We start from the raw sequence: 21,476 nt of genomic DNA on the forward strand, positions 1-21,476 counted from the left end.
CGAAAACCGTACAACTCATTGATACTCAAGGAGTTTTCCGTTTCGACTGCGCCGGAAGTGGGGCGAATTATAGGCCGTTAGAATTCTAGGTCAAGCACTCATTTCAGCTTTTAGCGTAATACGCGCAAAAGCCTTCTTGCCAGCCTGACAGACATGTGTCGAGCCCAGCTCATATATATAGCTGCGATCTACCACCTCACCATCTATACGCACCCCACCCGAACCCAGCAAGTCACGCGCGACCGCAGAGTTCTTGACTAGCCCAGCCTTATTGAGAACAGCCGCAATAGGCATATCCTCTGTTGCGGTCAGCTCAATCTCCGGCAGATCATCTGGCAGCTCGCCATCCTTCATGCGATTGCCCGCACCTCGATGCGCATTGGCAGCCGCTTCCTCGCCATGGAATCGCGCCACAATTTCTTCAGCCAACTTGATCTTGATATCGCGCGGATTAGCTCCCGCCTCAACATCAGCCTTGAACCCATTGATTTCGTCCATCGAACGAAAGCTCAGCAGTTCAAAGTAGCGCCACATCAAAGCATCAGGGATAGACACAAGCTTGCTGTACATCACGCCCGGCGCTTCCTGAATACCTACATAGTTGCCCAGAGATTTAGACATCTTCTTGACGCCATCTAACCCCTCAAGCAGCGGCATGGTCACAATGCACTGTGCCTCTTGACCATAACCGCGCTGCAACTCGCGCCCCATCAGCAAGTTGAACTTCTGATCGGTGCCGCCCAACTCAACATCCGCCCGCAACGCAACCGAGTCATACCCCTGCACCAGCGGATAAAGGAACTCATGAATAGCAATTGGCTGATTGGTGGTGTAGCGCTTGTCAAAATCATCGCGCTCTAGCATGCGAGCAACAGTGTACTGGGACGTTAAACGAATGAAGTCCGCAGGCCCCATCTGATCCATCCAGGTGGAATTGAATGCCACCTCGGTTTTAGCAGGATCAAGAATCTTGAAGACTTGCGTCTTATAGGTCTCAGCGTTATCGAGCACTTGCTCGCGAGTCAGCGGCGGACGCGTTGCGCTCTTACCACTCGGATCACCGATCATCCCAGTGAAGTCACCAATAAGGAAGATGACGTGATGACCCAGCTCCTGGAACTGACGCAGCTTATTAATAAGGACGGTATGCCCCAAGTGCAGATCGGGCGCAGTTGGGTCGAATCCAGCCTTAATACGCAGTGGCTGACCGCGCTTTAATTTCTCGACCAACTCAGACTCGACCAGTACCTCTTCGGCACCACGCTTAATTAGCGCTAGCTGCTCTTCTACCGACTTCATATCAGACCCGTAAGGCTCAAATTCAAAGGGAACCAACCATACAAGATCAGGGACTAATTACAAGTTCTGGCGGGCACACGGACAGCTATCCGTCCGAGAAAGACTCGCGGACTTGCTTCAAGGGTGATTTGGTTATATTTTATACAGTTATTTCATCTTCACTATGTCAGTCATCTTTTCCAATTCATCCTTTATCTCAAAGTCAAATTATCTATGACCAGTCAACCGCCTAAAGCGCCACCGCTTTATCCGAAGACCCACCTGCTCGCCGCAAGTGGTATCGCCGCCCTCTTAAGCTTGGCCTTGCTGGTATTCCCCTCCAGCGAAGTAGAAGCCAAAAGAACGACTCTAAATCTGGAGCTGGAAAGCCCCGCTGAACAACTGACACAAGAACAAGACGCTGGCGAACGTGTTCAAGCCACAAATGAAGCCAATCCATCGCCATTTGCACAGATTGAACAGCAAGACACGCCAGTAACCGCAACGACCAAGACCGAAGAACAGAAACAACCAAACCATCGTGAAGTGATAGTGGCTAAAGGCGACACTCTTTCGACACTTTTTGAAAAGGTTGGCTTGCCGGCGGCTTCAGTGCACGAAGTTCTGGCTAGCGATAAGCAAGCCAAGCAATTCAGCCAACTTAAACATGGACAAAAACTCGAATTTGAAATGGGCTCTGACGGCCAGCTGAAGAACCTGCACAGCCAAGTCAGCGACCTGGAAACCATCACCCTAAGCAAGAATGCCAAGGGGTTTACGTTTCGCCGCGTAACTACGCTTCCAACAGTGCGCTCAGCCTATGCTCACGGCGTGATCAGCAGTTCACTTTCCGCCTCTGGACAGCGTGCCGGCCTGCCGCATAGCACCACGATGGATATGGCTAAAGTGTTCGGCTACGACATCGATTTTGCGCAGGATATTCGCCCTGGCGATCAGTTCGAAGTGATCTACGAGCAAAAAGTAGCCAATGGTAAAACTGTAGGCACGGGCAATATCTTGTCTGCGCGCTTCACCAACCGTGGCAAAACTTACACCGCAGTGCGCTATACCAATAAGCAAGGCATCAGCAATTACTACACAGCTGATGGCAACAGTATGCGTAAGGCTTTTATCCGGACACCTGTTGATTTTGCACGCATCAGCTCACGTTTCTCTGCGGGCCGTAAGCACCCTATTCTCAACAAAATCCGCGCCCACAAAGGCGTAGATTATGCTGCACCTCGCGGCACCCCAATCAAGGCCGCCGGTGACGGAAAAGTGCTGCTTGCGGGTCGTCGTGGCGGCTACGGCAACACCGTGATCATTCAACACGGCAACACCTACCGCACGCTTTACGGCCATATGCAGGGTTTCGCCAAAGGCGTTAAAACTGGCGGCACGGTCAAACAAGGTCAAGTCATTGGCTACATCGGTACGACAGGCCTATCCACCGGCCCACACCTGCACTATGAGTTTCAGGTCAACGGCGTACACGTAGATCCATTGGGCCAGAAGCTACCGATGGCTGACCCTATTGCGAAAAACGAACGCTCTCGATTCATGCAACAAAGCCAGCCACTGATGGCCCGCATGAATCAAGAAAAGGCCACCCTGTTGGCCTCGAGCAAGCGCTAAGCAATGACTCTGTATATAGGGGTGATGTCAGGAACCAGTCTAGATGGCCTGGACATCGCACTGGTTGAGCTAGAGGCCAGGACGAGTATTAAGCTGCTTGCCAGCCACTACATTCCAATGCCCGAAGCCATGCGCGCAGAAATACTGGGGCTGTGTAGCAGCGGGGCTGACGAAATAGCCCGCAGTGCCATCGCTGAGAATCGTTGGGTTGAACTAGCAGCCCAAGGCATCGCAGCTCTTCTTGAGCTGCAACAACTAACCGCCCGAGACATCCGTGCGATTGGCAGCCACGGGCAGACCATCCGGCACGAGCCCGCCCAAGGCTTTACCGTGCAAATTGGCAACCCTGCCTTATTGGCAGAACTAACCAACATTTGTGTGGTGGGTGACTTTCGACGCCGCGATGTTGCAGCAGGCGGCCAAGGCGCGCCCTTGGTTCCAGCGTTTCATGAGGCCTTGTTCGCAGACAGCCCCGGCAACAGAGCGATCTTGAACGTAGGGGGATTCAGCAATCTAAGCCTGATAAACCCAACAGATCCCGTCTCTGGATTCGACTGCGGCCCCGGAAATGTTCTGCTTGATGCCTGGATCCAAGAGCAGTGCGGCGAACTTTATGACCGAAACGGAGAGTGGGCAGCCAGCGGCGCAGTAGATACAAGGCTCTTGCAAGTATTACTCCAGGACCCGTTCTTCCAAACCAAAGGCCCTAAAAGCACTGGCCGCGAGGTATTTAACCTTGCTTGGCTAAAACACCATCTGCTCAGCCTGCCCAGCATCTATCCGCAAAACGTACAAGCAACCCTGCTTGAACTCACTGCGTCAACTATCGCTCAGTCACTTCAAACAGCGCAGCCTCATACCGATGAATTACTGGTCTGCGGCGGCGGTGCTCACAATGCTGCACTCATGGCCAGGCTGGCGAGCTTACTTGTACACACCCAAGTGAGCAGCACTCTGACCAAAGGCGTTGATCCGGACTGGGTTGAGGCAATGGCCTTTGCATGGCTTGCACACTGCTGCCTCGAAAACATCCCCGCCAATCGCCCTAGCGTGACCGGCGCCCGAGGCTTACGCGTGCTGGGCGGTATCTATCCGGCCTGAATGGCAGATAGCAAAACGCCGCGAATAGACGCGGCGTTCAGGGTGAAGCTGAACTGCGCAATTAAATCGAGAACGACGACCCGCAACCACATGTCGTGCTTGCATTCGGGTTCTTGATGACAAAGCGCGAGCCTTCCAGACCTTCCTGATAATCCACCTCGGCACCTGCCAAGTACTGGAAGCTCATCGGATCGACCACCAAGCTAACGCCTTCGCGCTCAACAATAGTGTCGTCATCGGCCACTTCTTCATCGAAGGTAAAACCGTACTGAAACCCGGAACAACCGCCGCCCGTAACAAATACGCGCAACTTCAAACGATCATTACCCTCTTCATCGACCAGGCTCTTCACCTTGTGCGCAGCACCTTCGGTGAATTGCAAAGCCATGGGGGTGAAGGATTCGACGCTCATGCTGACTATCTCCCGGCGCTATGCCGCCATAATGCGTGATGACGCGCATTATCCGCTTCTCCTAGAAAAGCGGTCAACTATTCATAAGTAGCAACGGCAAGCTCCAGCTCTACAGATGCAGCCTGCCACCTCAAACGGGCCGCAGGTTTAAGGCAGCATCCCAGCGTGGGACAGCCCCAAACACTCATCCAGCCCAAACAGAATGTTCATGTTCTGAACCGCCTGGCCAGAAGCGCCCTTGACCAAGTTGTCGATCACCGACAACACCACAACCAGATCGCCATCCTGAGGACGATGCACCGCAATCCGGCACACATTCGCTCCACGCACACTGCGTGTTTCCGGGTGGCTACCTGCGGGCATCACATCAACAAATGGCTCATTGGCGTAACGTTTTTCAAACAATGCCTGCAAGTCCACTGAGCGATCAACGACTGTTGCGTACAACGTGGAGTGAATACCACGAATCATTGGGGTCAAGTGTGGGACGAACGTCAGCCCGACATCCTTGCCTGCTGCACGACGCAATCCTTGACGGATTTCCGGCAAATGGCGATGACCTTTAACCGCATAAGCTTTCATGCTCTCTGAGGTTTCGGCATACAGCGAACCCACACTGGCACCACGCCCCGCACCACTCACACCGGATTTACAGTCGGCAATCAACAACGAGGTATCAGCCAAACCAGCCTCCAGCAAAGGCAGAAACCCCAACTGGGTTGCTGTTGGGTAGCAACCTGGGACCGCGATCAGTCGAGCCTGTTTGATCTGCTCACGATTCACTTCTGGCAAACCGTATACCGCCTCATTCAGCAGCTCAGGCGCACCGTGAGGCTGACCGTACCACTTGGCCCACTCATCGGCGTCCTGCAAGCGGAAGTCCGCCGACAGATCAATGACCTTAGTGCCAGCCGCCAGCAGTTCACCTGCCAGAGCATGCGCCACACCATGGGGAGTTGCGAAGAAGACTACGTCGCAAGCCGCCAGAGTCTGCGTGTCCGGCACACTGAAGGCCAAGCCATCATAGTGACCACGCAGGTTGGGGTACATATCAGCAACTGGCAGGCCAGCCTCGGATCGAGAAGTGATAACAACCACTTCTGCTTGCGGATGCTGCGCCAACAAACGCAGCAACTCGACACCGGTGTAACCCGTGCCGCCGACAATACCGACCTTAACCATAACCTGCCCCTCAACGAACCCACTGGAAAGCCTCTGATAATAGGGACAGCACGCCCCTGCGACAACCGCCAAGGTGACTCCCGGACGCTCTACTACTACTATTCGACCTACCGTGAACCTGGGAATAACTAAAAATGCTTTATCTATGGCTCAAAGCCTTCCACATCATCAGCATTGTCTGCTGGTTTGCTGGGCTGTTTTACCTTCCGCGCCTGTTTGTTTACCACGCACAAAGCGAAGACTCCGTCAGCAAAGAGCGCTTCAGCCTAATGGAGCGCAAGCTGTATCGAGGCATCATGGGCCCGGCAATGATCGCCACTCTGGTTTTCGGCGGCTGGCTGATCAGCCTTAACCCAAGTGGTTACTTCAGCCAAGGCTGGATGCACGCCAAGTTGACGTTGGTGGTGCTACTCATCGGCTATCACCACATGTGTGGCGCACAGGTAAAACGCTTTGCTCGCGGCGAGAACAAACGCAGCCATGTGTTCTACCGTTGGTTCAATGAAGTACCGGTCGTGTTTTTGCTGGCCATCGTAATTTTGGTAGTGGTCAAACCGTTTTAAGTCCAACCCACCGCTAATAAAGGTTATCCAATGTCACTGCCCGCCCTGCTTGAAAAACGCCTGCGACTGCCGGTAGTGGCAGCCCCCATGTTCTTGATCTCCAATCCGCAGTTGGTACTCGCCTGTTGCCGCAACGGCGTGGTGGGTAGCTTCCCCGCGCTCAATCAGCGCGAGAGCAGCGGTTTCAAGGCCTGGCTGGAAGAAATCGAAGCAGGGCTCGCGACACTGACAAACCCCGCCCCCTACGCCGTGAACCTAATTGTGCACAACAGTAACCCGCGGTTTCAGGCTGACCTGGCCATTTGCATTGACCACAAAGTGCCCATTGTGATCACCAGCCTTGGCGCCGCAAAGGAAGTTGTCGACGCCGTGCACAGCTATGGCGGTCTTGTGTTTCATGATGTCACGACCCGCCGTCACGCCGAAAAAGCCGCCGAGGCAGGTGTCGATGGCCTGATTGCCGTTGCGGCGGGTGCAGGTGGGCATGCAGGCACTTGGAGCCCATTTGCCCTTGTGGCAGAAATTCGTCAGTTTTTCGACAAAACCGTACTGCTCGCGGGTTGCCTCAACCACGGGCATGAAGTCCTTGCCGCACAGATTTTAGGTGCCGACCTTGCCTACTTGGGCACCCGCTTTATCGGCACCCAAGAAAGCCACGCCCCGGACGCCTACAAGCAAATGCTGTTAGCATCCCGCGCGGCCGATATCATCCACACCCCCGCTGTCTCGGGTGTACCTGCCAGTTTTATGCGCCAAAGCCTCGAAAACGCGGGCTTCGACCTTGCTTCACTGCAAGGCAAAGCGCTAACAAGCAATACGTTAAAACCGCTCAATGACGAAGCCAAGGCTTGGAAAACAGTATGGTCTGCTGGCCAAGGTGTTGGAGAGATTCACGACCTGCCTGCAATGGATGAGTTGATCGCACGACTGGATGAGGAGTACCGCAAGGCTCTAAGCCTGACTTCCCATCTATCGAAACATTGGCCGCACCACTGAAAACTCGAACCTGCCACCAAAGGCAGGTTTTTTGGAAGCTATGACATGGAAGCCACAATGCCTGAACTCCGCTTGGATAAATCCCCTCAAGCCCCCGAAGCAAAACTGGATGTATTCGGTTTTGACGGTCGGATCGGCCGTATGCGCTTGCTGGCCTGGAACCTTGTGCTCTCGACGATCTACATGGTCGCCGCGTTAATCATGATGCTGGTTGTCCAGTCCTCGCCAACGCTGAGCATTTCTATATTGGGTGCGCTGGGTATTGCCTACCTGGTGCTGTGCATCAGAATCAGTGCCCAGCGCTTGCACGACCTTAACTGGTCCGCGTGGATGCTGCTCTTGCACTTGGTTCCGATTGCAAACCTGGTACTGTCCATTGTGCTGCTCTTGATGCCGGGCACACCGGGGCCAAACAAATACGGCCCTCCACCCCCAGCAAACAGCCCTGCCGTTAACGTTTTGGGCTGGATCTGCATCATTCTGATGATCCTGGGCACGCTCATTACCATTGCCGCCTTTGCGATGGGCATGATGAGCTCGCTAATCAACGCAACCAACGGCTACAGCCTGTAGACTCTGCATCTTTAAGAACGCGTTAATGCCAGGGACATCATTGTCACCGGACTGCACCGTTGCGATGGAGAACAGCATGACCCGTTACGCTTTAATCACTGGCGCCTCAAGTGGCATTGGCTTGGCCTTGGCTGAAGCTCTTGCCCGCCGAGGCCGCAGCCTGATTCTGGTGGCACGTCAACGGGACGCACTGGAAACCATCGCACTGGAGCTGACTCAACGTTTTGGTGTCGAAGTTTTATTCCGCGCATGCGACTTGGGCGAGCCTTTACGGCTTTCAGGTTTTCTACTGGAACTCGAAGAAGGTGATCGGCAAATCGACCTCTTGGTCAACTGTGCAGGCATCGGCACCTGTGGGCCATTTCTGGCCCACGACTGGAGTGCCGAGCAAGACTTGATTGAGCTCAACATCCTGGCCTTAACGCGGATGTGCCACGCCATCGGCAACATGATGGCAGTTCAAGGCGGCGGACAGATCCTCAATGTTTCCTCAATCGCCGCTTACCAGCCTGGGCCTTGGCTCAGTACTTATTTCGCCAGCAAAGCCTATGTGCTGCACTTTTCAGAAGGCTTGCGCGAAGAAGTGAAGAAAACCGGAATCAAGGTCTCAGTGCTTTGCCCCGGCATCACTCGCACAGGCTTTTTCGATGCGGCCAACATGAACGTCGATAACGTCACACAAAACCGTAACGCCATGAGCCCTGAAGAAGTCGCTCTCTATACCGTTCGGGCGCTAGAAAAAAACAAGGCCATCATCATGCCCGGCTGGCGCAATCGCTGGTTAACCCGCATCCCTCGCGTGCTTTCACGTTGGCTAACACGAAAAATCGCCGCTTCTGTCAACAAATCTTACTGCCCCCGCTAGCCTTGGGCTGGGCGCCTGAGGCAGTCCTGAGTACACTCAGGCCGGACCTTACCTACGGAGAGACAGCTTTGGATACTCTGTTCACCAAGATCATCAACCGTGAAATTCCGGCCAAGATCATCTATGAAGATGATCAGGTGCTGGCCTTTCACGATATTGCACCCCAAGCGCCTGTGCATTTTTTGGTCATCCCCAAAAAACCGATCCGCACCCTCAACGACCTGACCGAAGAAGACAAGCTACTGGCGGGTCATATCCTGTTCACAGCCCAACGTCTGGCCGTAGAACAAGGCTGCGAAAAAGGATTCCGCGTAGTGATGAACTGCAATGAAGACGGAGGCCAAACGGTCTACCACATTCACATGCACGTTCTGGGTCAACGTCAGATGAACTGGCCTCCGGGCTGATTGGCGCTCAACCCTGCTGACTAACAGTGGGAGCCACTGTGCTCCCCCTGCTCATCGCATGATCCAACGCAAACCCTAGACGCCCGATTGGGGTAAACTGGCCGCCGTGATTTTTACCGGAGGTAAGCATGACTACCCAACGTCACTACTCGCCGATTGACCGTCTTCTGCTTCAGGCCGATACCGCCATGCGCACGCTGCTGCCCTTCAGCGGCCAACCGCATCGCCCATCGCCTGCCATCGTAAAACCTGAAAACCCGCTGAGCGAACAAGCCACTCGCCATGTTGCCGGGCTAATGCGCATCAACCATACCGGCGAAGTCTGTGCTCAGGCGCTGTATCAAGGCCAAGCGCTGACCGCCAAGTTGCCCCATGTGCGCGAAGCAATGGAGCATGCTGCCGAAGAAGAAATCGACCATTTGGCCTGGTGTGAGCAGCGTATCCGCCAATTGGGCAGCCATCCAAGTGTGCTGAACCCTCTGTTCTACGGCATGTCCTTCGGGATCGGTGCCGTTGCCGGGCTGATTAGCGACAAAGTCAGCTTGGGCTTTGTGGCTGCGACTGAAGATCAGGTGTGCAAGCACCTCAACGAACACCTTGAGCAGTTGCCCGCCGAAGACGAAAAGTCTCGAGCAATTCTTGAGCAGATGCGTATTGACGAAGAACACCATGCCGAATCAGCTTTACAGGCTGGGGGGTTCCGCTTCCCTGCACCGGTCAAGTTCGGTATGAGCCTGATGGCAAAAGTCATGACCAAAAGCACATACCGCATCTAACGCCCACAAAACGCAAAAAGGCGGCTACCTCTCGGTAGCCGCCTTTTTTATTGCTCAAACTTTACGACATGTTGCGCGCGTAAAAGATTTCAAGCATTTCGTGCTTCACACGCTCAGTGACCTGAGCACGCTGCTCCACCGACAGGTTGCTGGTCGCGTCGCCGAACAGGTAGTTATCCAGTTCGAAGTCCTTGAGCAGCATCTTGGTGTGGAACAAGTTCTCTTGGTACACATTAACGTCGGTCATTTGATAACCGTCGCGAGTGTCTTCGGAAAGGTAGTTCTGTATCGAATTGATCTCGTGATCAATGAAGTGTTTTTTACCTTCAATGTCACGCGTGAAACCGCGTACGCGGTAATCGACGGTCACAATATCCGAATCAAACTGATGGATCAGATAGTTGAGAGCTTTAAGCGGTGAAATAACGCCACACGTCGACACGTCAATATCCACACGGAAAGTCGCAATCCCATCCACCGGGTGAATCTCCGGGTAGGTATGAACCGTGATATGACTTTTGTCGAGGTGAGCCAGAATGGTCTCGGGCAGCGGGCCTGGGGATTCTTCGATCTGGCTTTCGGTAGGTGTTACCGGCTGCTCCGAAATCAGAATAGTCACGCTGGCGCCTTGGGGATCGTAATCCTGACGAGCGATGTTCAGGATGTTGGCACCAATGATATCAACCACATCTGTAAGGATCTGCGTCAGGCGTTCTGCGTCGTACTCTTGATTGATGTACTCAACGTATGCCTGCTGGTCTTGCGGGGTTTCCGCATAGCAGATGTCATAGATGTTGAAGCTCAAGGTCTTTGTCAGGTTATTGAACCCGTGGAGCTTGAGTTTGCTTTTCACCGTTATAAAACTCTCTATGTCGATGCGGCTCGGCCGCGTGATCCAGCATGCCCGTCAAGTGCGTAGGACGCACCTGCGTAGGACGGTTAACACCTCTTCGCGATGGCGATTTTGGTTATCTGTTCGGACGCGTGACTGGGTAAATTCCCGGCCACGACCCTGAAAAAAGTGGCGCATTATGCAGACGTCAGCGACTGATCGCCAGAGTCTGCATTGCATTTATGAAAATTGAATGTCCACTTAACCCAATTCGATAATTTCGTAATCGTGCGTGATGGCAACGCCTGCTGCGCCGAGCATGATCGATGCTGAGCAGTATTTCTCGGCAGACAGCTCAATGGCACGCTTGACCTGGGCCTCTTTCAAGCCCCGACCTTTGACGACAAAGTGCAGGTGAATCTTGGTGAAAACCTTAGGGTCTTCAGTGGCCCGCTCGGCCTCCAGAAAGGCTTCACAGCTTTCAACAGCCTGACGCGACTTTTTAAGGATGCTGACGACATCAAAGTTACTGCAACCGCCAAGGCCCAGCAGCAGCATTTCCATTGGGCGAACCCCAAGGTTACGACCACCGCTTTCAGGTGGGCCGTCCATCACAACGACGTGGCCACTGCCTGATTCGCCAAGAAACATGGCTTCGCCAGCCCATTGAATGCGCGCCTTCATCGTCCAGACTCCACTGCTTTAAAAGGGGCGCCAGCTTAGCACAGGGTCAAAAACTGATGGCTGACGGCACCAAGGCAAATCTCCTATAAGGCCGGTGGAAAATTCTCCCATACGGACAGAATGCGTCTGTTAAGCTGGCGCCAAATCGCTGGCGCTAGTCAGCAAACGCTCTATATAAAAATAGATATAACCCTCACCGTGCATGTTTTCGGGATACAACCATGGTTGCCCTTACTCCCATACCCAAGATCAAGAACCTCGACAAATTTCTGACTCATTGCCAACGTAAGCGCTACCAAGCCAAGAGCAATATCATTTGTGCTGGCGACCGCTCACAAACCCTGTTTTTCATCCTTAAGGGCTCGGTCACCATCCTGATCGAAGATGATGACGGCCGCGAAATGATCATCGCCTACCTCAACACTGGCGACTTTATTGGCGAGCTGGGGTTGTTCGAACAGGCAGGGCAAGAGCAAACGCGTAGTGCTTGGGTGCGAGCCAAAACTGAATGCGAAGTCGCAGAAATCAGCTACATAAAATTCAGAGAGTACGCGCAGCTAGAACCCGAGCTTCTTTACGCTCTCAGCGGGCAAATCGCACAACGTTTGCGCAACACCACACGCAAAGTCGGCGACTTGGCGTTCTTTGATGTCACAGGACGCGTGGCGCGGTGCTTGCTCGAATTATGCAAACAGCCCGACGCCATGACTCACCCAGACGGCATGCAAATCAAAATAACTCGCCAAGAGATCGGCAGAATTGTCGGCTGCTCACGCGAAATGGTGGGCCGTGTACTCAAGGATCTGGAAGAACAGAACTTGGTGGACGTCAAAGGTAAAACGATGGTGGTGTACGGCACACGTTAAGGCTTGAGCAGGGGCGCCAGAATCTGTTGATAGCTGGCACTCAAGCGCTCGAAGAAGTCCGGCGCGTCAAAAACCTCATGCAATGCAATATGACTCTCGGGACGACAACGTTGCTCCAGCTCACACAGCTGATTGAAACGATTGACCGCCGCCACCATCGACTCACGCTCGTTATCAAGCAGCAGCGCCCCGTGAACCAAACCGACAGGTCGCAGCCCGCCTTTGCTTTGACGCCAGCGCTGCGCGGTACCCACCAACTTTCGGGAATTGAGATTGACGTTAAAGCGGCCATCGCAAAATGCGCCCTCAACCTCCCCCAAAGAAGCGTCGCCCCCTAGCGCTGTGAGCAGATCACAGATCGGCTCGCATAGACGACGGTACGCCGTTTCAATACGACCATGATCGCCCTCACTGCGTGGTGGCGCATAAACCAATGCAATATTGACTGTTGAAGCTGATTGCGGGACAGGTTCGCCGCCCGTTTCGCGCAATAAAATGGGCCACCCACTGGCGGCCAATTCAATACTTGCTTGCTCAAAACCCGGCAAGCGACTCAATCGCCGAGGCATGACCAGCGCATGGTCAATGGGCTGCCAAAACAACACCCCTGCTTGCAGATCGCCCGCACACACTGTGGCCAGTAAATCCTGCTCGGCTTTAAGACCGGCTTCGACGGTGAGTTGCTGGATGAGCGTCATAAGTGTCCTGAGCAAACAAAACAAGGGGCACACACCCGCAGAATAGGAACTTGCTCGCGGAGCCACCTTTACGGCACGTCACACACTGCGCGTTATGCAACGCGAGCAAGCTCGCCTCTACAGGCGTACGCATCAGTCCAGCGTAGAACCTGTCACCGGCGTACCACGCTCCGGGAAGAACAAACGCTGCAGTTCTGCACCGGGTTGCTCTGCCCGCATAAACGCTTCACCGACCAGGAACGAATAAACCTCGCTGATTTCCATCAGCTCGACATCAGCCCGATTGAGAATCCCGCTTTCGGTAATGACCAACCGATCACGCGGGACACGCGGCAGTAGATCCAAAGTGGTTTCAAGACTGACTTCAAACGTGTGCAGGTTACGGTTGTTAATACCCACCAACGGGGTGTCGAGGGTTTTGAGTGCGCGTTCCAGCTCATCACCGTCGTGCACTTCAACCAAGACATCCAGCCCGACGCTTTTGGCAACGGCCGCAAGCTCAGCCATTTTCACGTCATCCAATGCAGAAACGATCAACAGCACGCAATCAGCACCCAATGCACGCGCTTCAACGATCTGATACGGATCGATCATGAAGTCCTTGCGAATCACTGGCAACTTGCAGGCGGCACGCGCCTGTTGCAGGTAACTATCGGCACCTTGGAAGTAATCGATATCAGTCAAAACTGACAAACAGGTCGCGCCGCCCTTTTCGTAACTTTGAGCAATCTCGGCAGGCACGAAGTGTTCGCGAATCACACCTTTGCTGGGCGATGCTTTTTTGATTTCAGCAATCACTGCGGGCTGCTTCAGCTTGGCTTGCGCCAGCAGCGCTTTGGCAAAACCACGCACAGGGTCGGCTTGAGCGGCCTGACGTTCAAGATCGGCCAAGCTCACGCGGGCGCTACGCTCAGCCACTTCCTGAACCTTACGCGCCAGAATATTTTCCAGAACGGTGGGCACACTCATGCTTCATTCTCCTGCTTGAAAATCGCGGTAAACGCACCCAGCTCTTCGAGCTTTTCGCGGGCAAGACCTGTGTGCAGCGCATCGTGAGCCAGCGCTACACCCTCTTTGAGCGTATATGCCAAATCAGCGGCGTACAGTGCAGCCCCCGCATTAAGCACAATCATTTCCGCCGCTTTTTGGCCGTTCTCAGTTTTACGACGATCCAACGCATCACGGATCAACTCCAGCGACTGCTCAGGGCTGTCGACCACCAGACCAAACAAGCTTTGGCTCTTGATGCCCAAGTCTTCAGGCTGAACCCAATACTCGGTGATTTCACCTTTGCGCAGCTCCGCGACGAAGGTCGGTGCAGCCAAGCTGAATTCATCCAGTCCATCTTGTGAATGCACGACCAATACGTGTTTGCTCCCCAAGCGTTGTAACACTTCAGCCAACGGTCGGCACAACGCCTGACTGAACACACCGACCACTTGATGCAACACTCCAGCCGGATTCGTAAGCGGGCCGAGCATGTTGAACAGCGTACGCAGGCCCAGATCTTTGCGTGGGATAGCAGCGTGTTTCATAGCGCCGTGGTGAGACTGAGCAAACATGAAGCCAATGCCGACGTTGTCAATGCAGCGCGCCACTTGTACCGGCGTCAGGTTCAGGTAAACCCCTGCCGCCTCAAGCAAATCGGCACTGCCACTTTTGCCCGAGACCGCGCGATTGCCATGCTTGGCCACTGTGCAACCCGCCGCCGCAATGACAAACGCCGAGGCTGTCGAGACGTTAAAGATATTAGCCCCATCGCCGCCAGTGCCAACAATGTCGACCACACCATCGAGGGTGTTGAGTTCTACTTTATCTGCCAGCTCACGCATGACGGTCACGGCACCGACGATCTCATCGATGCTTTCGCTCTTCATGCGCATGCCCATCATGAACGCGCCAATCTGCGCGTCCGAGCATTGACCCGTCATGATGTCGCGCATCACATCGCGCATTTCATCAGTGCTCAGGTCGAGGTGGCCGACGATACGGCTCAGGGCAGTCTTGATATCCATATGAAGTCCTTAGCGCGTGCCGCCAGTTTGTTTGAGGAAGTTGGCGAACAATTCGTGACCTTGTTCGGTCAGGATCGATTCAGGGTGAAATTGCACCCCTTCGATATTCAGCGTTTTGTGGCGCAGCCCCATGATCTCGTCAACCGAGTCATCAGCGTGCTGCGTCCAGGCCGTCAACTCCAGACAGTCCGGCAAGGTTTCGCGCTTGACCACCAACGAGTGATAACGGGTCACGGTCAACGGGTTGTTCAATCCTTGAAACACCCCCGTGTCGAGATGAAAAACCGGACTGGTCTTGCCGTGCATAACTTGCCGAGCGCGCACCACATCGCCGCCAAAGGCCTGACCGATGGATTGATGCCCAAGGCACACACCCAAAATCGGCAGCTTGCCCGCAAAGTGTTTGATCGCCTCAAGGGAGATGCCCGCCTCATTGGGCGTACACGGCCCAGGGGAAACCACAATGCGCTCAGGGTTAAGCGCTTCGATTTGAGCCACGGTCAGCTCATCGTTGCGCACCACCTTGACCTCTGCACCCAGCTCGCCGAGGTACTGCACAACGTTGTAAGTAAAAGAGTCGTAATTATCGATCATCAGCAACATGGCAAAGCTCCTCAGGCGTCGGACGCGGGGGTTTGTTCAGCGAGCGCTACGGCACGAAACATCGCGCGGCGTTTGTTTAGCGTCTCTTCCCACTCCAGAGCCGGTACAGAGTCAGCGACAATGCCGCCGCCCGCTTGTACATGCAGCTCACCGTTTTTGATCACTGCCGTGCGAATGGCAATGGCCGTGTCCATGTTGCCGTTCCAGGCAAAGTAACCGACTGCGCCGCCATACACGCCGCGTTTGACCGGCTCCAGTTCATCGATGATTTCCATCGCCCGGATTTTCGGCGCACCCGATAAGGTGCCCGCAGGCAGAATTGCGCGCAACGCGTCCATCGCCGTGAGCCCGCTTTTGAGCTGCCCGGTCACGTTGGACACAATGTGCATCACGTTGGAGTAACGTTCGATGACCATTTTTTCAGTGAGCTTGACCGAGCCGATCTCTGATACGCGGCCCGTGTCGTTACGACCGAGGTCAATCAGCATCAGGTGCTCGGCGATTTCTTTGTCATCGCTGAGCAGGTCTTCTTCGAGCGCCAGATCTGCTTCTTCAGTCGCACCCCGTGGGCGCGTCCCGGCAATCGGGCGTACGGTAATCAGATTGTCTTCAACCCGCACCAGCACTTCTGGCGAGCTGCCCACAACGTGGAAGTCACCAAAGTTGAAGAAGTACATATAAGGCGTTGGGTTGAAGCAGCGCAGCGCGCGATACAAATCAATCGGCGCAGCCTTGAAGTCGATGGACATACGTTGCGACGGCACGACCTGCATGCAGTCGCCTGCAAGGATGTAGTCCTTGATGGTATCGACCGCTTTTTCGTAATCGCTTTGTGTGAAGCTGGAGCGGAACACCGGATCAGCCGCTTGCTGCTGGGTGAAGTCCAGGCCACGGCGCGGCGCAATCGGTTGGCGCAGTTGCTCAAGCAACGCTTCCAGGCGGGCCTGGCCTTCTTCGTAGGCATCGGCCTGCGCAGGATCAACCAACACAATCGCGTGCATCTTGCCGGCCAGGTTATCGAACACCACCACGGCATCCGACACCATCAGCAGAATATCCGGCACGCCGAGCGGATCAGGGTTCGGGCACTTGCCCAAGCGCTTCTCCACGTAACGCACGCAGTCATAGCCAAAATAGCCCACCAACCCACCGTTAAAACGCGGCAAGCCAGCGATGGTCGGCACGTTGTAGCGTGCCTTGAACTCTTCAACGAAAGTCAGCGGGTCTTGCGCTTCGTGCGACTCGATCTCAACACCGTCGTGGGTGACGCGGATTTGCTGCTCATGCACACGCAACACTGTGCGGCAGGGCAAGCCAATGATCGAGTAACGGCCCCACTTCTCGCCGCCTTGCACCGACTCCAGCAAATAGGAGTTGGGCTGATCGGCCAGCTTGAGGTAGATCGACAGCGGGGTGTCGAAGTCGGCAAGGGTTTCACGTGCAAGCGGGATACGGTTATAGCCAGCAGCGGCCAAACGCAAGAATTCTTCGCGATTCATGAGGTGCCTCGTGGTCTGAGGGTCAAACAGTCAGGTATGCAAACGTGCCGGTTAACCGGCCAAATAAAAGTCAGGCGCGCCAACGCCAACGGGCCAGGGCCTTGATAACTTTCATCCAGAGTTTGCGAGTGACCACCACGATGGAATCTCTTTGCGAGGGGTGAACAGAAGTGCCCAACGTTATCTCAGCCGCCGAATCTAAGCAACCGGCTATCAGCTCATGCAGATTGCCGATCACCATATCGGGTGACTCTTCTTCAATCGGCCGACCGTGGTTGTAGCCATAGCTGAGCGCCACACAACGCACGCCCGCCGCTTTGGCCGCCAGCACATCGTTGCGAGAATCGCCGACAAACAAAGATTGTTCTGGCGTCACGCCGGCCATTTTCATCACAAACAACAGCGCGGCTGGGTCTGGCTTTTTTTGCGGCAGCGTATCGCCACCAATGATCCAGCGGAAAAACCGCCCCAGCTTTAGCTCATCCAGCAAGGGCGCGACAAAACGTTCAGGCTTGTTGGTGATCAGGGCCATTTCAACACCCTGCTTTTGCAGCCATTTGAGGCTTTCGCGCACACCAGGATAAACCTTGGTGTGTTCATGGCCACCAGCGTAGGCCTCCATGAAAATCTCCAGCGCCTGTTCTGCCTCGGCATCATCGACACCCGAAGCCTCAAGGTTGCCGGCTAATGCGCGACGCACCAACATGGGCGCGCCGTTACCAATCCACATCCGCACGTTTTCAATCCCGGCGGGCGGGCGGCCCAGCTTGAGCAGCATGCTTTCAACGGCAACCGCCAGATCCGGTACCGAATCAATCAAGGTGCCGTCCAGATCGAACATCACCAGTTTTGGAAGTTGTCCTTGAAGTAGCTGCTCAAAGCCACTCATGGGCGTGCCAACGCAAGCTCGGCACGCATTTTTTGAATCACTTCTTCATAGTTTGGCGTGTTGAAGATCGCCGAGCCCGCCACAAAGGTATCTGCGCCGGCTTCTGCAATTTCACGGATGTTGCCAACGTTTACACCGCCGTCGATTTCCAGACGAATTTCACGGCCCGAAGCATCGATCAGGGCGCGCGCTTCACGCAGTTTGTCCAGCGTGCCGGGAATGAACTTCTGCCCGCCAAAGCCTGGGTTAACGCTCATCAGCAAGATCATGTCGACCTTGTCCATTACGTACTTGAGCACATCCAGCGGGGTGGCAGGGTTGAACACCAAACCGGCCTTGCACCCGCCTTCGCGGATCAATTGCAGGGAGCGGTCGATGTGCTGAGTGGCTTCAGGGTGAAAGGTGATGTAAGTCGCGCCAGCGTCAATGAAGTCACCAATGATCCGGTCGACCGGGCTGACCATCAGGTGTGCATCGATGGGAGCGGTGATGCCGTACTTGCGCAGCGCGGCACATACCATCGGCCCGATGGTCAGGTTGGGCACGTAATGATTGTCCATGACATCGAAATGCACGATGTCGGCACCCGCGGCGAGTACGTTGTCCACTTCTTCGCCAAGACGGGCGAAATCGGCGGAAAGAATCGATGGGGCAATAGCGAAGGGCTGCATGACGCACCTTTAGTGAGCTAAACACGGTGGCGCGCATTGTATACCGCCGACCGCAACCCGCACACCGGGGCCGCGATGATTGGCCGCAAGGCCAACGCAATTCCCAGTAGCAGCTGCCGAAGGCGGCGTCCGGCGACGCAGTCGTCGTGAAACCGAACGAGACGGTAAATCAATCAAACCCCGTCCACTGTATTTACGATCGCTGCGCGATCGGACGCAGCCTTCGGCAGCTGCTACAGAACATCGAAACATCCGGTTAATCGTTGCTTGCGTGACTTGCTTGAGGATGACCTAACGTTAAAGAAACATCTGCGCAGAGGGCAATGGATTGCCAAACCCAAAAAATGCTTATCGTCTACGTATCGGCCGTTTCTCCGAGCCCGGCCGCATTTACCTGCTCACCACAGTTACCGAACAACGACGCCCGATTTTCAGCGACTTTCATTTAGGGCGCCTGGTGGTTAATCAACTCAAACACGCCCACGACGAAGGCATCGTCCACTCAATCGCTTGGGTCGTAATGCCAGACCATTGCCATTGGCTCGTCGAGTTACGCCACAAAACCCTCGGCGAACTCATGTGCCGTATCAAGTCGCGCAGCAGCGTAACGGTCAATCAGACAAGCCAGTCCAGCTGCCGTCTGTGGCAAAAGGGCTATCACGACCGAGCCCTGCGCCAAGAGGATGACGTGAAAGCCACCGCCCGTTACATCGTGCGTAACCCGATCCGTGCGCGATTGGCCACACGAATCGGTGATTACCCCCTATGGGATGCCTGCTGGGTGTAAGCCTAAGCCTGTGCTGTGCGCAATTTTTCACTGCGACCGCGTAACCACTCCAGCGTCAGCAGTAGCACCACCGAAAACGCAATCAGCAATGTGGCCGCCGCCGCGATGGTCGGGCTGAGGTTTTCGCGAATGCCGCTGAACATCTGACGCGGCAAGGTCGCTTGTTCTGGCCCGGCCAAAAACAACGTCACCACCACCTCATCAAACGATGTCGCAAAGGCAAACAACGCACCAGAAATCACACCCGGCGCGATCAACGGCAGGGTCACGCGGCGAAAGGCTGTCAACGGTGAAGCGCCCAGACTCGCCGCTGCACGCACCAAGTTATGGTTAAAACCTTGCAAGGTTGCCGACACCGTGATGATCACAAATGGCACGCCCAGCACGGCATGCACCACGATCAGCGAGGTGTAGCTGTTGCCAAAGCCCAGCGGTGCGAAAAACAAATAACTGGCCACACCAATAATCACCACTGGCACCACCATCGGCGAAATCACCAGCGCCATGACCAGCGCTTTGCCGGGGAAGTCGCCACGGGTCAAACCAATCGCGGCCAACGTGCCAAAGACCATCGCCAGCACGGTCGCGGCCGGAGCCACGATGACGCTGTTTTTCAGGGCGCGCATCCACTCGGCCGAGGCGAAAAAGTCCTGATACCAATGCAGGGAAAACCCTTGCAGCGGGTACACCAAAAAACTGCCTGAGTTGAAGGACAACGGGATGATCACCAACACCGGCAAGATCAGAAACAACAGAATCAGCCCACAAAGAATGCGCAAGCTGTAAAACCACACCCGCTCAATGGGTGACATATAAGGGCTCAGCATGGCGATCTCCTTAACTCAAGCGCAGGCGGCTCGCGCCCACCAGCCAGTTGTAAATCAGGTAAAGCACGACCGTCGCTAGCAACAACAAGCCGCCCAATGCGGTCGCCATGCCCCAGTTGATGCTGGTGTTGGTGTAGAACGCGACGAAGTAACTGACCATTTGATCGTTCGGGCTGCCGAGCAAGGCCGGGGTGATGTAGTAGCCAATCGCAATGATGAACACCAGTAAACACCCGGCGCCCACACCGGCATAAGTCTGTGGGAAGTACACCCGCCAGAAACTGGCAAATGGATGGCAGCCCAGCGAGATGGCGGCGCGCATATAAGTCGGAGAAATACCTTTCATCACGCTGTAAATCGGCAAAATCATAAACGGCAGCAAGATGTGCACCATCGAGATGTACACCCCCGTGCGGTTGAACACCAACTCCAGCGGCTCATCAATCAAGCCCATGTTGATCAAGGTGCTGTTAATCAAGCCACCCGACTGCAACAACACAATCCAGGCCGCAACCCGCACCAATACAGAGGTCCAAAACGGCAGTAACACCAGAATCATCAGCAAATTGCTTTGGCGCGCTGGCAGATTGGCCAGCAAGTACGCTAGCGGATAAGCCAACACTAGGCAGATGCCGGTGATGACAAAACCCATCCAAAAGGTGCGGGCGAAGATGTCCAGATAGATCGCTTGGTCAGGCGTAGCCGGGGCCACTTCACCCAAATCATCGATTCGGTGGTCAACTGCCGCCAGCAAGTAAAACGGAGTCACGCTAGAGCTGTTGCGCTTGATCGCCTGCCAATACGCAGGATCACCCCAACGCTCATCCAAGGCTTCCATTGCATCTTTGTACGACTCAGGCGCCACGCTCAATGGCAAGGCCTTGGCCGTTTTCATCAACAAACTGCGATAACCCGCCAACTCCATGTTCAAGCGCTTGGACAAGTCGCCCAGCACCTGATTTTTGCGCGCCAGCGCCAAGTCTTCACTGAGCGCTTGGTACACCGGTTCCGCCGGCAAACCCTTGCCATCCCAAGACTCCACTGCAACCACTGTGCGCGGCAAACCTTCGACCACTTCCGGGTTGCCGACACTTTTGTAGAGCAATGCAGCAATCGGCACCAAAAACACCAGCAGCAAGAAAATAACCAACGGTGCAATCAGTGCCTGCGCTTTCCAGCGGTTAACCCGCTCGGCATGCGCAAGGCGCTTCTTCAGCGATGGGCCGGCGACCTCGTTCAGGGGGATGGCGATGGCCATGGCGAACTCCGCAAATCGTTAAACGATAGCGGCGCGCCCTTTCAGGCGCCCCGCGTGAC

Annotated in this window: 24 protein-coding genes; 10 read left to right on the plus strand and 14 right to left on the minus strand. The window is 54.9% G+C overall.

The window, feature by feature from the left end:
- Positions 1-90 precede the first annotated feature (90 nt).
- On the minus strand, positions 91-1,299 hold the full coding sequence (tyrS, locus tag ACZRJQ_RS19990; protein ID WP_463980032.1) for a tyrosine--tRNA ligase: 1,209 nt from the start codon (positions 1,297-1,299) through the stop codon (positions 91-93).
- Positions 1,300-1,512: 213 nt separating this feature from the next.
- Between tyrS and ACZRJQ_RS19995 the strand changes: the two genes are divergently transcribed.
- Both ACZRJQ_RS19995 and ACZRJQ_RS20000 read left to right on the plus strand, forming a co-directional pair.
- Complete coding sequence (locus ACZRJQ_RS19995) at positions 1,513-2,913, plus strand: peptidoglycan DD-metalloendopeptidase family protein (protein ID WP_463980033.1); 1,401 nt, start codon at positions 1,513-1,515, stop codon at positions 2,911-2,913.
- 3 nt (positions 2,914-2,916) lie between these two features.
- Positions 2,917-4,014: an anhydro-N-acetylmuramic acid kinase gene (locus tag ACZRJQ_RS20000; protein WP_463980034.1), complete on the plus strand. Its 1,098-nt coding sequence runs from the start codon at positions 2,917-2,919 to the stop codon at positions 4,012-4,014.
- Positions 4,015-4,075: 61 nt separating this feature from the next.
- On the opposite strand, the gene erpA is transcribed toward ACZRJQ_RS20000, so the two are convergent.
- Both erpA and argC read right to left on the minus strand, forming a co-directional pair.
- Positions 4,076-4,426 (minus strand): iron-sulfur cluster insertion protein ErpA, encoded by a 351-nt coding sequence (erpA, locus tag ACZRJQ_RS20005; protein WP_463980035.1) that lies wholly within the window; start codon positions 4,424-4,426, stop codon positions 4,076-4,078.
- Between the two features lie 147 nt (positions 4,427-4,573).
- Positions 4,574-5,608, minus strand: coding sequence for an N-acetyl-gamma-glutamyl-phosphate reductase (gene argC, locus ACZRJQ_RS20010; RefSeq protein ID WP_463980036.1), 1,035 nt, complete (start codon positions 5,606-5,608; stop codon positions 4,574-4,576).
- Between the two features lie 134 nt (positions 5,609-5,742).
- Here argC and hemJ point away from each other — a divergent pair, with 134 nt between their 5' ends.
- The 6 genes from hemJ (at position 5,743) to coq7 (ending at position 9,788) form a co-directional block, all read left to right on the plus strand.
- Entirely contained in the window at positions 5,743-6,171 is a 429-nt protein-coding gene (hemJ, locus tag ACZRJQ_RS20015; protein ID WP_463980037.1) for a protoporphyrinogen oxidase HemJ, read from the plus strand.
- 30 nt (positions 6,172-6,201) lie between these two features.
- A complete protein-coding gene (locus ACZRJQ_RS20020) occupies positions 6,202-7,167 on the plus strand; it encodes an NAD(P)H-dependent flavin oxidoreductase (RefSeq protein ID WP_463980038.1) in 966 nt (321 codons plus the stop codon).
- A gap of 57 nt (positions 7,168-7,224) precedes the next feature.
- Positions 7,225-7,740 carry a DUF805 domain-containing protein gene (locus ACZRJQ_RS20025; RefSeq protein ID WP_463980039.1) on the plus strand — a complete coding sequence of 172 codons (516 nt, stop codon included), beginning with the start codon at positions 7,225-7,227 and terminating at the stop codon, positions 7,738-7,740.
- Between the two features lie 76 nt (positions 7,741-7,816).
- On the plus strand, positions 7,817-8,605 hold the full coding sequence (locus tag ACZRJQ_RS20030; protein ID WP_463980040.1) for an SDR family NAD(P)-dependent oxidoreductase: 789 nt from the start codon (positions 7,817-7,819) through the stop codon (positions 8,603-8,605).
- A gap of 68 nt (positions 8,606-8,673) precedes the next feature.
- Positions 8,674-9,012 (plus strand): histidine triad nucleotide-binding protein, encoded by a 339-nt coding sequence (locus ACZRJQ_RS20035; protein WP_463980041.1) that lies wholly within the window; start codon positions 8,674-8,676, stop codon positions 9,010-9,012.
- 128 nt (positions 9,013-9,140) lie between these two features.
- The gene (coq7, locus tag ACZRJQ_RS20040; protein ID WP_463980042.1) at positions 9,141-9,788 is read left to right on the plus strand and encodes a 2-polyprenyl-3-methyl-6-methoxy-1,4-benzoquinone monooxygenase; all 648 of its coding nucleotides are present in this window, start codon (positions 9,141-9,143) and stop codon (positions 9,786-9,788) included.
- Positions 9,789-9,849: 61 nt separating this feature from the next.
- On the opposite strand, the gene speD is transcribed toward coq7, so the two are convergent.
- Positions 9,850-10,641 (minus strand): adenosylmethionine decarboxylase, encoded by a 792-nt coding sequence (speD, locus tag ACZRJQ_RS20045; RefSeq protein WP_463980043.1) that lies wholly within the window; start codon positions 10,639-10,641, stop codon positions 9,850-9,852.
- Positions 10,642-10,881: 240 nt separating this feature from the next.
- Entirely contained in the window at positions 10,882-11,304 is a 423-nt protein-coding gene (locus tag ACZRJQ_RS20050; protein ID WP_463980044.1) for an OsmC family protein, read from the minus strand.
- A 221-nt stretch (positions 11,305-11,525) separates the two neighbouring features.
- Here ACZRJQ_RS20050 and crp point away from each other — a divergent pair, with 221 nt between their 5' ends.
- Positions 11,526-12,170 carry a cAMP-activated global transcriptional regulator CRP gene (crp, locus tag ACZRJQ_RS20055; protein WP_463980045.1) on the plus strand — a complete coding sequence of 215 codons (645 nt, stop codon included), beginning with the start codon at positions 11,526-11,528 and terminating at the stop codon, positions 12,168-12,170.
- On the opposite strand, the gene ACZRJQ_RS20060 is transcribed toward crp, so the two are convergent.
- From ACZRJQ_RS20060 to rpe, 7 genes are all read right to left on the minus strand, one after another.
- Positions 12,167-12,868: a lipoate--protein ligase family protein gene (locus tag ACZRJQ_RS20060; RefSeq protein ID WP_463980046.1), complete on the minus strand. Its 702-nt coding sequence runs from the start codon at positions 12,866-12,868 to the stop codon at positions 12,167-12,169. The genes crp and ACZRJQ_RS20060 overlap by 4 nt on opposite strands.
- A 132-nt stretch (positions 12,869-13,000) precedes the next feature.
- Positions 13,001-13,837 (minus strand): indole-3-glycerol phosphate synthase TrpC, encoded by an 837-nt coding sequence (trpC, locus tag ACZRJQ_RS20065; protein WP_463980047.1) that lies wholly within the window; start codon positions 13,835-13,837, stop codon positions 13,001-13,003.
- Positions 13,834-14,883, minus strand: coding sequence for an anthranilate phosphoribosyltransferase (trpD, locus tag ACZRJQ_RS20070; protein WP_463980048.1), 1,050 nt, complete (start codon positions 14,881-14,883; stop codon positions 13,834-13,836). The genes trpC and trpD overlap by 4 nt, the downstream gene beginning before the upstream one ends.
- A 9-nt stretch (positions 14,884-14,892) precedes the next feature.
- Positions 14,893-15,486 (minus strand): aminodeoxychorismate/anthranilate synthase component II, encoded by a 594-nt coding sequence (locus ACZRJQ_RS20075; protein ID WP_463980049.1) that lies wholly within the window; start codon positions 15,484-15,486, stop codon positions 14,893-14,895.
- 11 nt (positions 15,487-15,497) lie between these two features.
- Positions 15,498-16,985 carry an anthranilate synthase component I gene (gene trpE / locus ACZRJQ_RS20080; protein ID WP_463980050.1) on the minus strand — a complete coding sequence of 496 codons (1,488 nt, stop codon included), beginning with the start codon at positions 16,983-16,985 and terminating at the stop codon, positions 15,498-15,500.
- Between the two features lie 70 nt (positions 16,986-17,055).
- Entirely contained in the window at positions 17,056-17,874 is an 819-nt protein-coding gene (locus ACZRJQ_RS20085; protein WP_463980051.1) for a phosphoglycolate phosphatase, read from the minus strand.
- Complete coding sequence (gene rpe / locus ACZRJQ_RS20090) at positions 17,871-18,545, minus strand: ribulose-phosphate 3-epimerase (protein WP_463980052.1); 675 nt, start codon at positions 18,543-18,545, stop codon at positions 17,871-17,873. Before rpe ends, ACZRJQ_RS20085 begins: the two co-directional genes overlap by 4 nt.
- Positions 18,546-18,873: 328 nt before the next feature.
- Between rpe and ACZRJQ_RS20095 the strand changes: the two genes are divergently transcribed.
- Positions 18,874-19,332 carry an REP-associated tyrosine transposase gene (locus tag ACZRJQ_RS20095; protein WP_463980053.1) on the plus strand — a complete coding sequence of 153 codons (459 nt, stop codon included), beginning with the start codon at positions 18,874-18,876 and terminating at the stop codon, positions 19,330-19,332.
- 2 nt (positions 19,333-19,334) lie between these two features.
- Here the strand turns inward: ACZRJQ_RS20095 and ACZRJQ_RS20100 are convergent, their stop codons facing one another.
- A complete protein-coding gene (locus ACZRJQ_RS20100) occupies positions 19,335-20,159 on the minus strand; it encodes an ABC transporter permease (protein WP_463980054.1) in 825 nt (274 codons plus the stop codon).
- A 10-nt stretch (positions 20,160-20,169) separates the two neighbouring features.
- A complete protein-coding gene (locus ACZRJQ_RS20105; protein ID WP_463980055.1) occupies positions 20,170-21,417 on the minus strand; it encodes an ABC transporter permease in 1,248 nt (415 codons plus the stop codon).
- Positions 21,418-21,476: the final 59 nt, after the last annotated feature.

This window comes from Pseudomonas sp. E315, assembly GCF_055406205.1.

Bases quoted from the DNA above. Each gene is read 5' to 3' on its own strand.
- tyrS (WP_463980032.1), bottom strand. From the start codon at position 1,299: ATGAAGTCGGTAGAAGAGCAGCTAGCGCTAATTAAGCGTGGTGCCGAA.
- ACZRJQ_RS19995 (WP_463980033.1), top strand. From the start codon at position 1,513: ATGACCAGTCAACCGCCTAAAGCGCCACCGCTTTATCCGAAGACCCAC.
- ACZRJQ_RS20000 (WP_463980034.1), top strand. From the start codon at position 2,917: ATGACTCTGTATATAGGGGTGATGTCAGGAACCAGTCTAGATGGCCTG.
- erpA (WP_463980035.1), bottom strand. From the start codon at position 4,426: ATGAGCGTCGAATCCTTCACCCCCATGGCTTTGCAATTCACCGAAGGT.
- argC (WP_463980036.1), bottom strand. From the start codon at position 5,608: ATGGTTAAGGTCGGTATTGTCGGCGGCACGGGTTACACCGGTGTCGAG.
- hemJ (WP_463980037.1), top strand. From the start codon at position 5,743: ATGCTTTATCTATGGCTCAAAGCCTTCCACATCATCAGCATTGTCTGC.
- ACZRJQ_RS20020 (WP_463980038.1), top strand. From the start codon at position 6,202: ATGTCACTGCCCGCCCTGCTTGAAAAACGCCTGCGACTGCCGGTAGTG.
- ACZRJQ_RS20025 (WP_463980039.1), top strand. From the start codon at position 7,225: ATGCCTGAACTCCGCTTGGATAAATCCCCTCAAGCCCCCGAAGCAAAA.
- ACZRJQ_RS20030 (WP_463980040.1), top strand. From the start codon at position 7,817: ATGACCCGTTACGCTTTAATCACTGGCGCCTCAAGTGGCATTGGCTTG.
- coq7 (WP_463980042.1), top strand. From the start codon at position 9,141: ATGACTACCCAACGTCACTACTCGCCGATTGACCGTCTTCTGCTTCAG.
- ACZRJQ_RS20050 (WP_463980044.1), bottom strand. From the start codon at position 11,304: ATGAAGGCGCGCATTCAATGGGCTGGCGAAGCCATGTTTCTTGGCGAA.
- crp (WP_463980045.1), top strand. From the start codon at position 11,526: ATGGTTGCCCTTACTCCCATACCCAAGATCAAGAACCTCGACAAATTT.
- ACZRJQ_RS20060 (WP_463980046.1), bottom strand. From the start codon at position 12,868: ATGACGCTCATCCAGCAACTCACCGTCGAAGCCGGTCTTAAAGCCGAG.
- trpC (WP_463980047.1), bottom strand. From the start codon at position 13,837: ATGAGTGTGCCCACCGTTCTGGAAAATATTCTGGCGCGTAAGGTTCAG.
- trpD (WP_463980048.1), bottom strand. From the start codon at position 14,883: ATGGATATCAAGACTGCCCTGAGCCGTATCGTCGGCCACCTCGACCTG.
- ACZRJQ_RS20075 (WP_463980049.1), bottom strand. From the start codon at position 15,486: ATGTTGCTGATGATCGATAATTACGACTCTTTTACTTACAACGTTGTG.
- trpE (WP_463980050.1), bottom strand. From the start codon at position 16,985: ATGAATCGCGAAGAATTCTTGCGTTTGGCCGCTGCTGGCTATAACCGT.
- ACZRJQ_RS20085 (WP_463980051.1), bottom strand. From the start codon at position 17,874: ATGAGTGGCTTTGAGCAGCTACTTCAAGGACAACTTCCAAAACTGGTG.
- rpe (WP_463980052.1), bottom strand. From the start codon at position 18,545: ATGCAGCCCTTCGCTATTGCCCCATCGATTCTTTCCGCCGATTTCGCC.
- ACZRJQ_RS20100 (WP_463980054.1), bottom strand. From the start codon at position 20,159: ATGCTGAGCCCTTATATGTCACCCATTGAGCGGGTGTGGTTTTACAGC.
- ACZRJQ_RS20105 (WP_463980055.1), bottom strand. From the start codon at position 21,417: ATGGCCATCGCCATCCCCCTGAACGAGGTCGCCGGCCCATCGCTGAAG.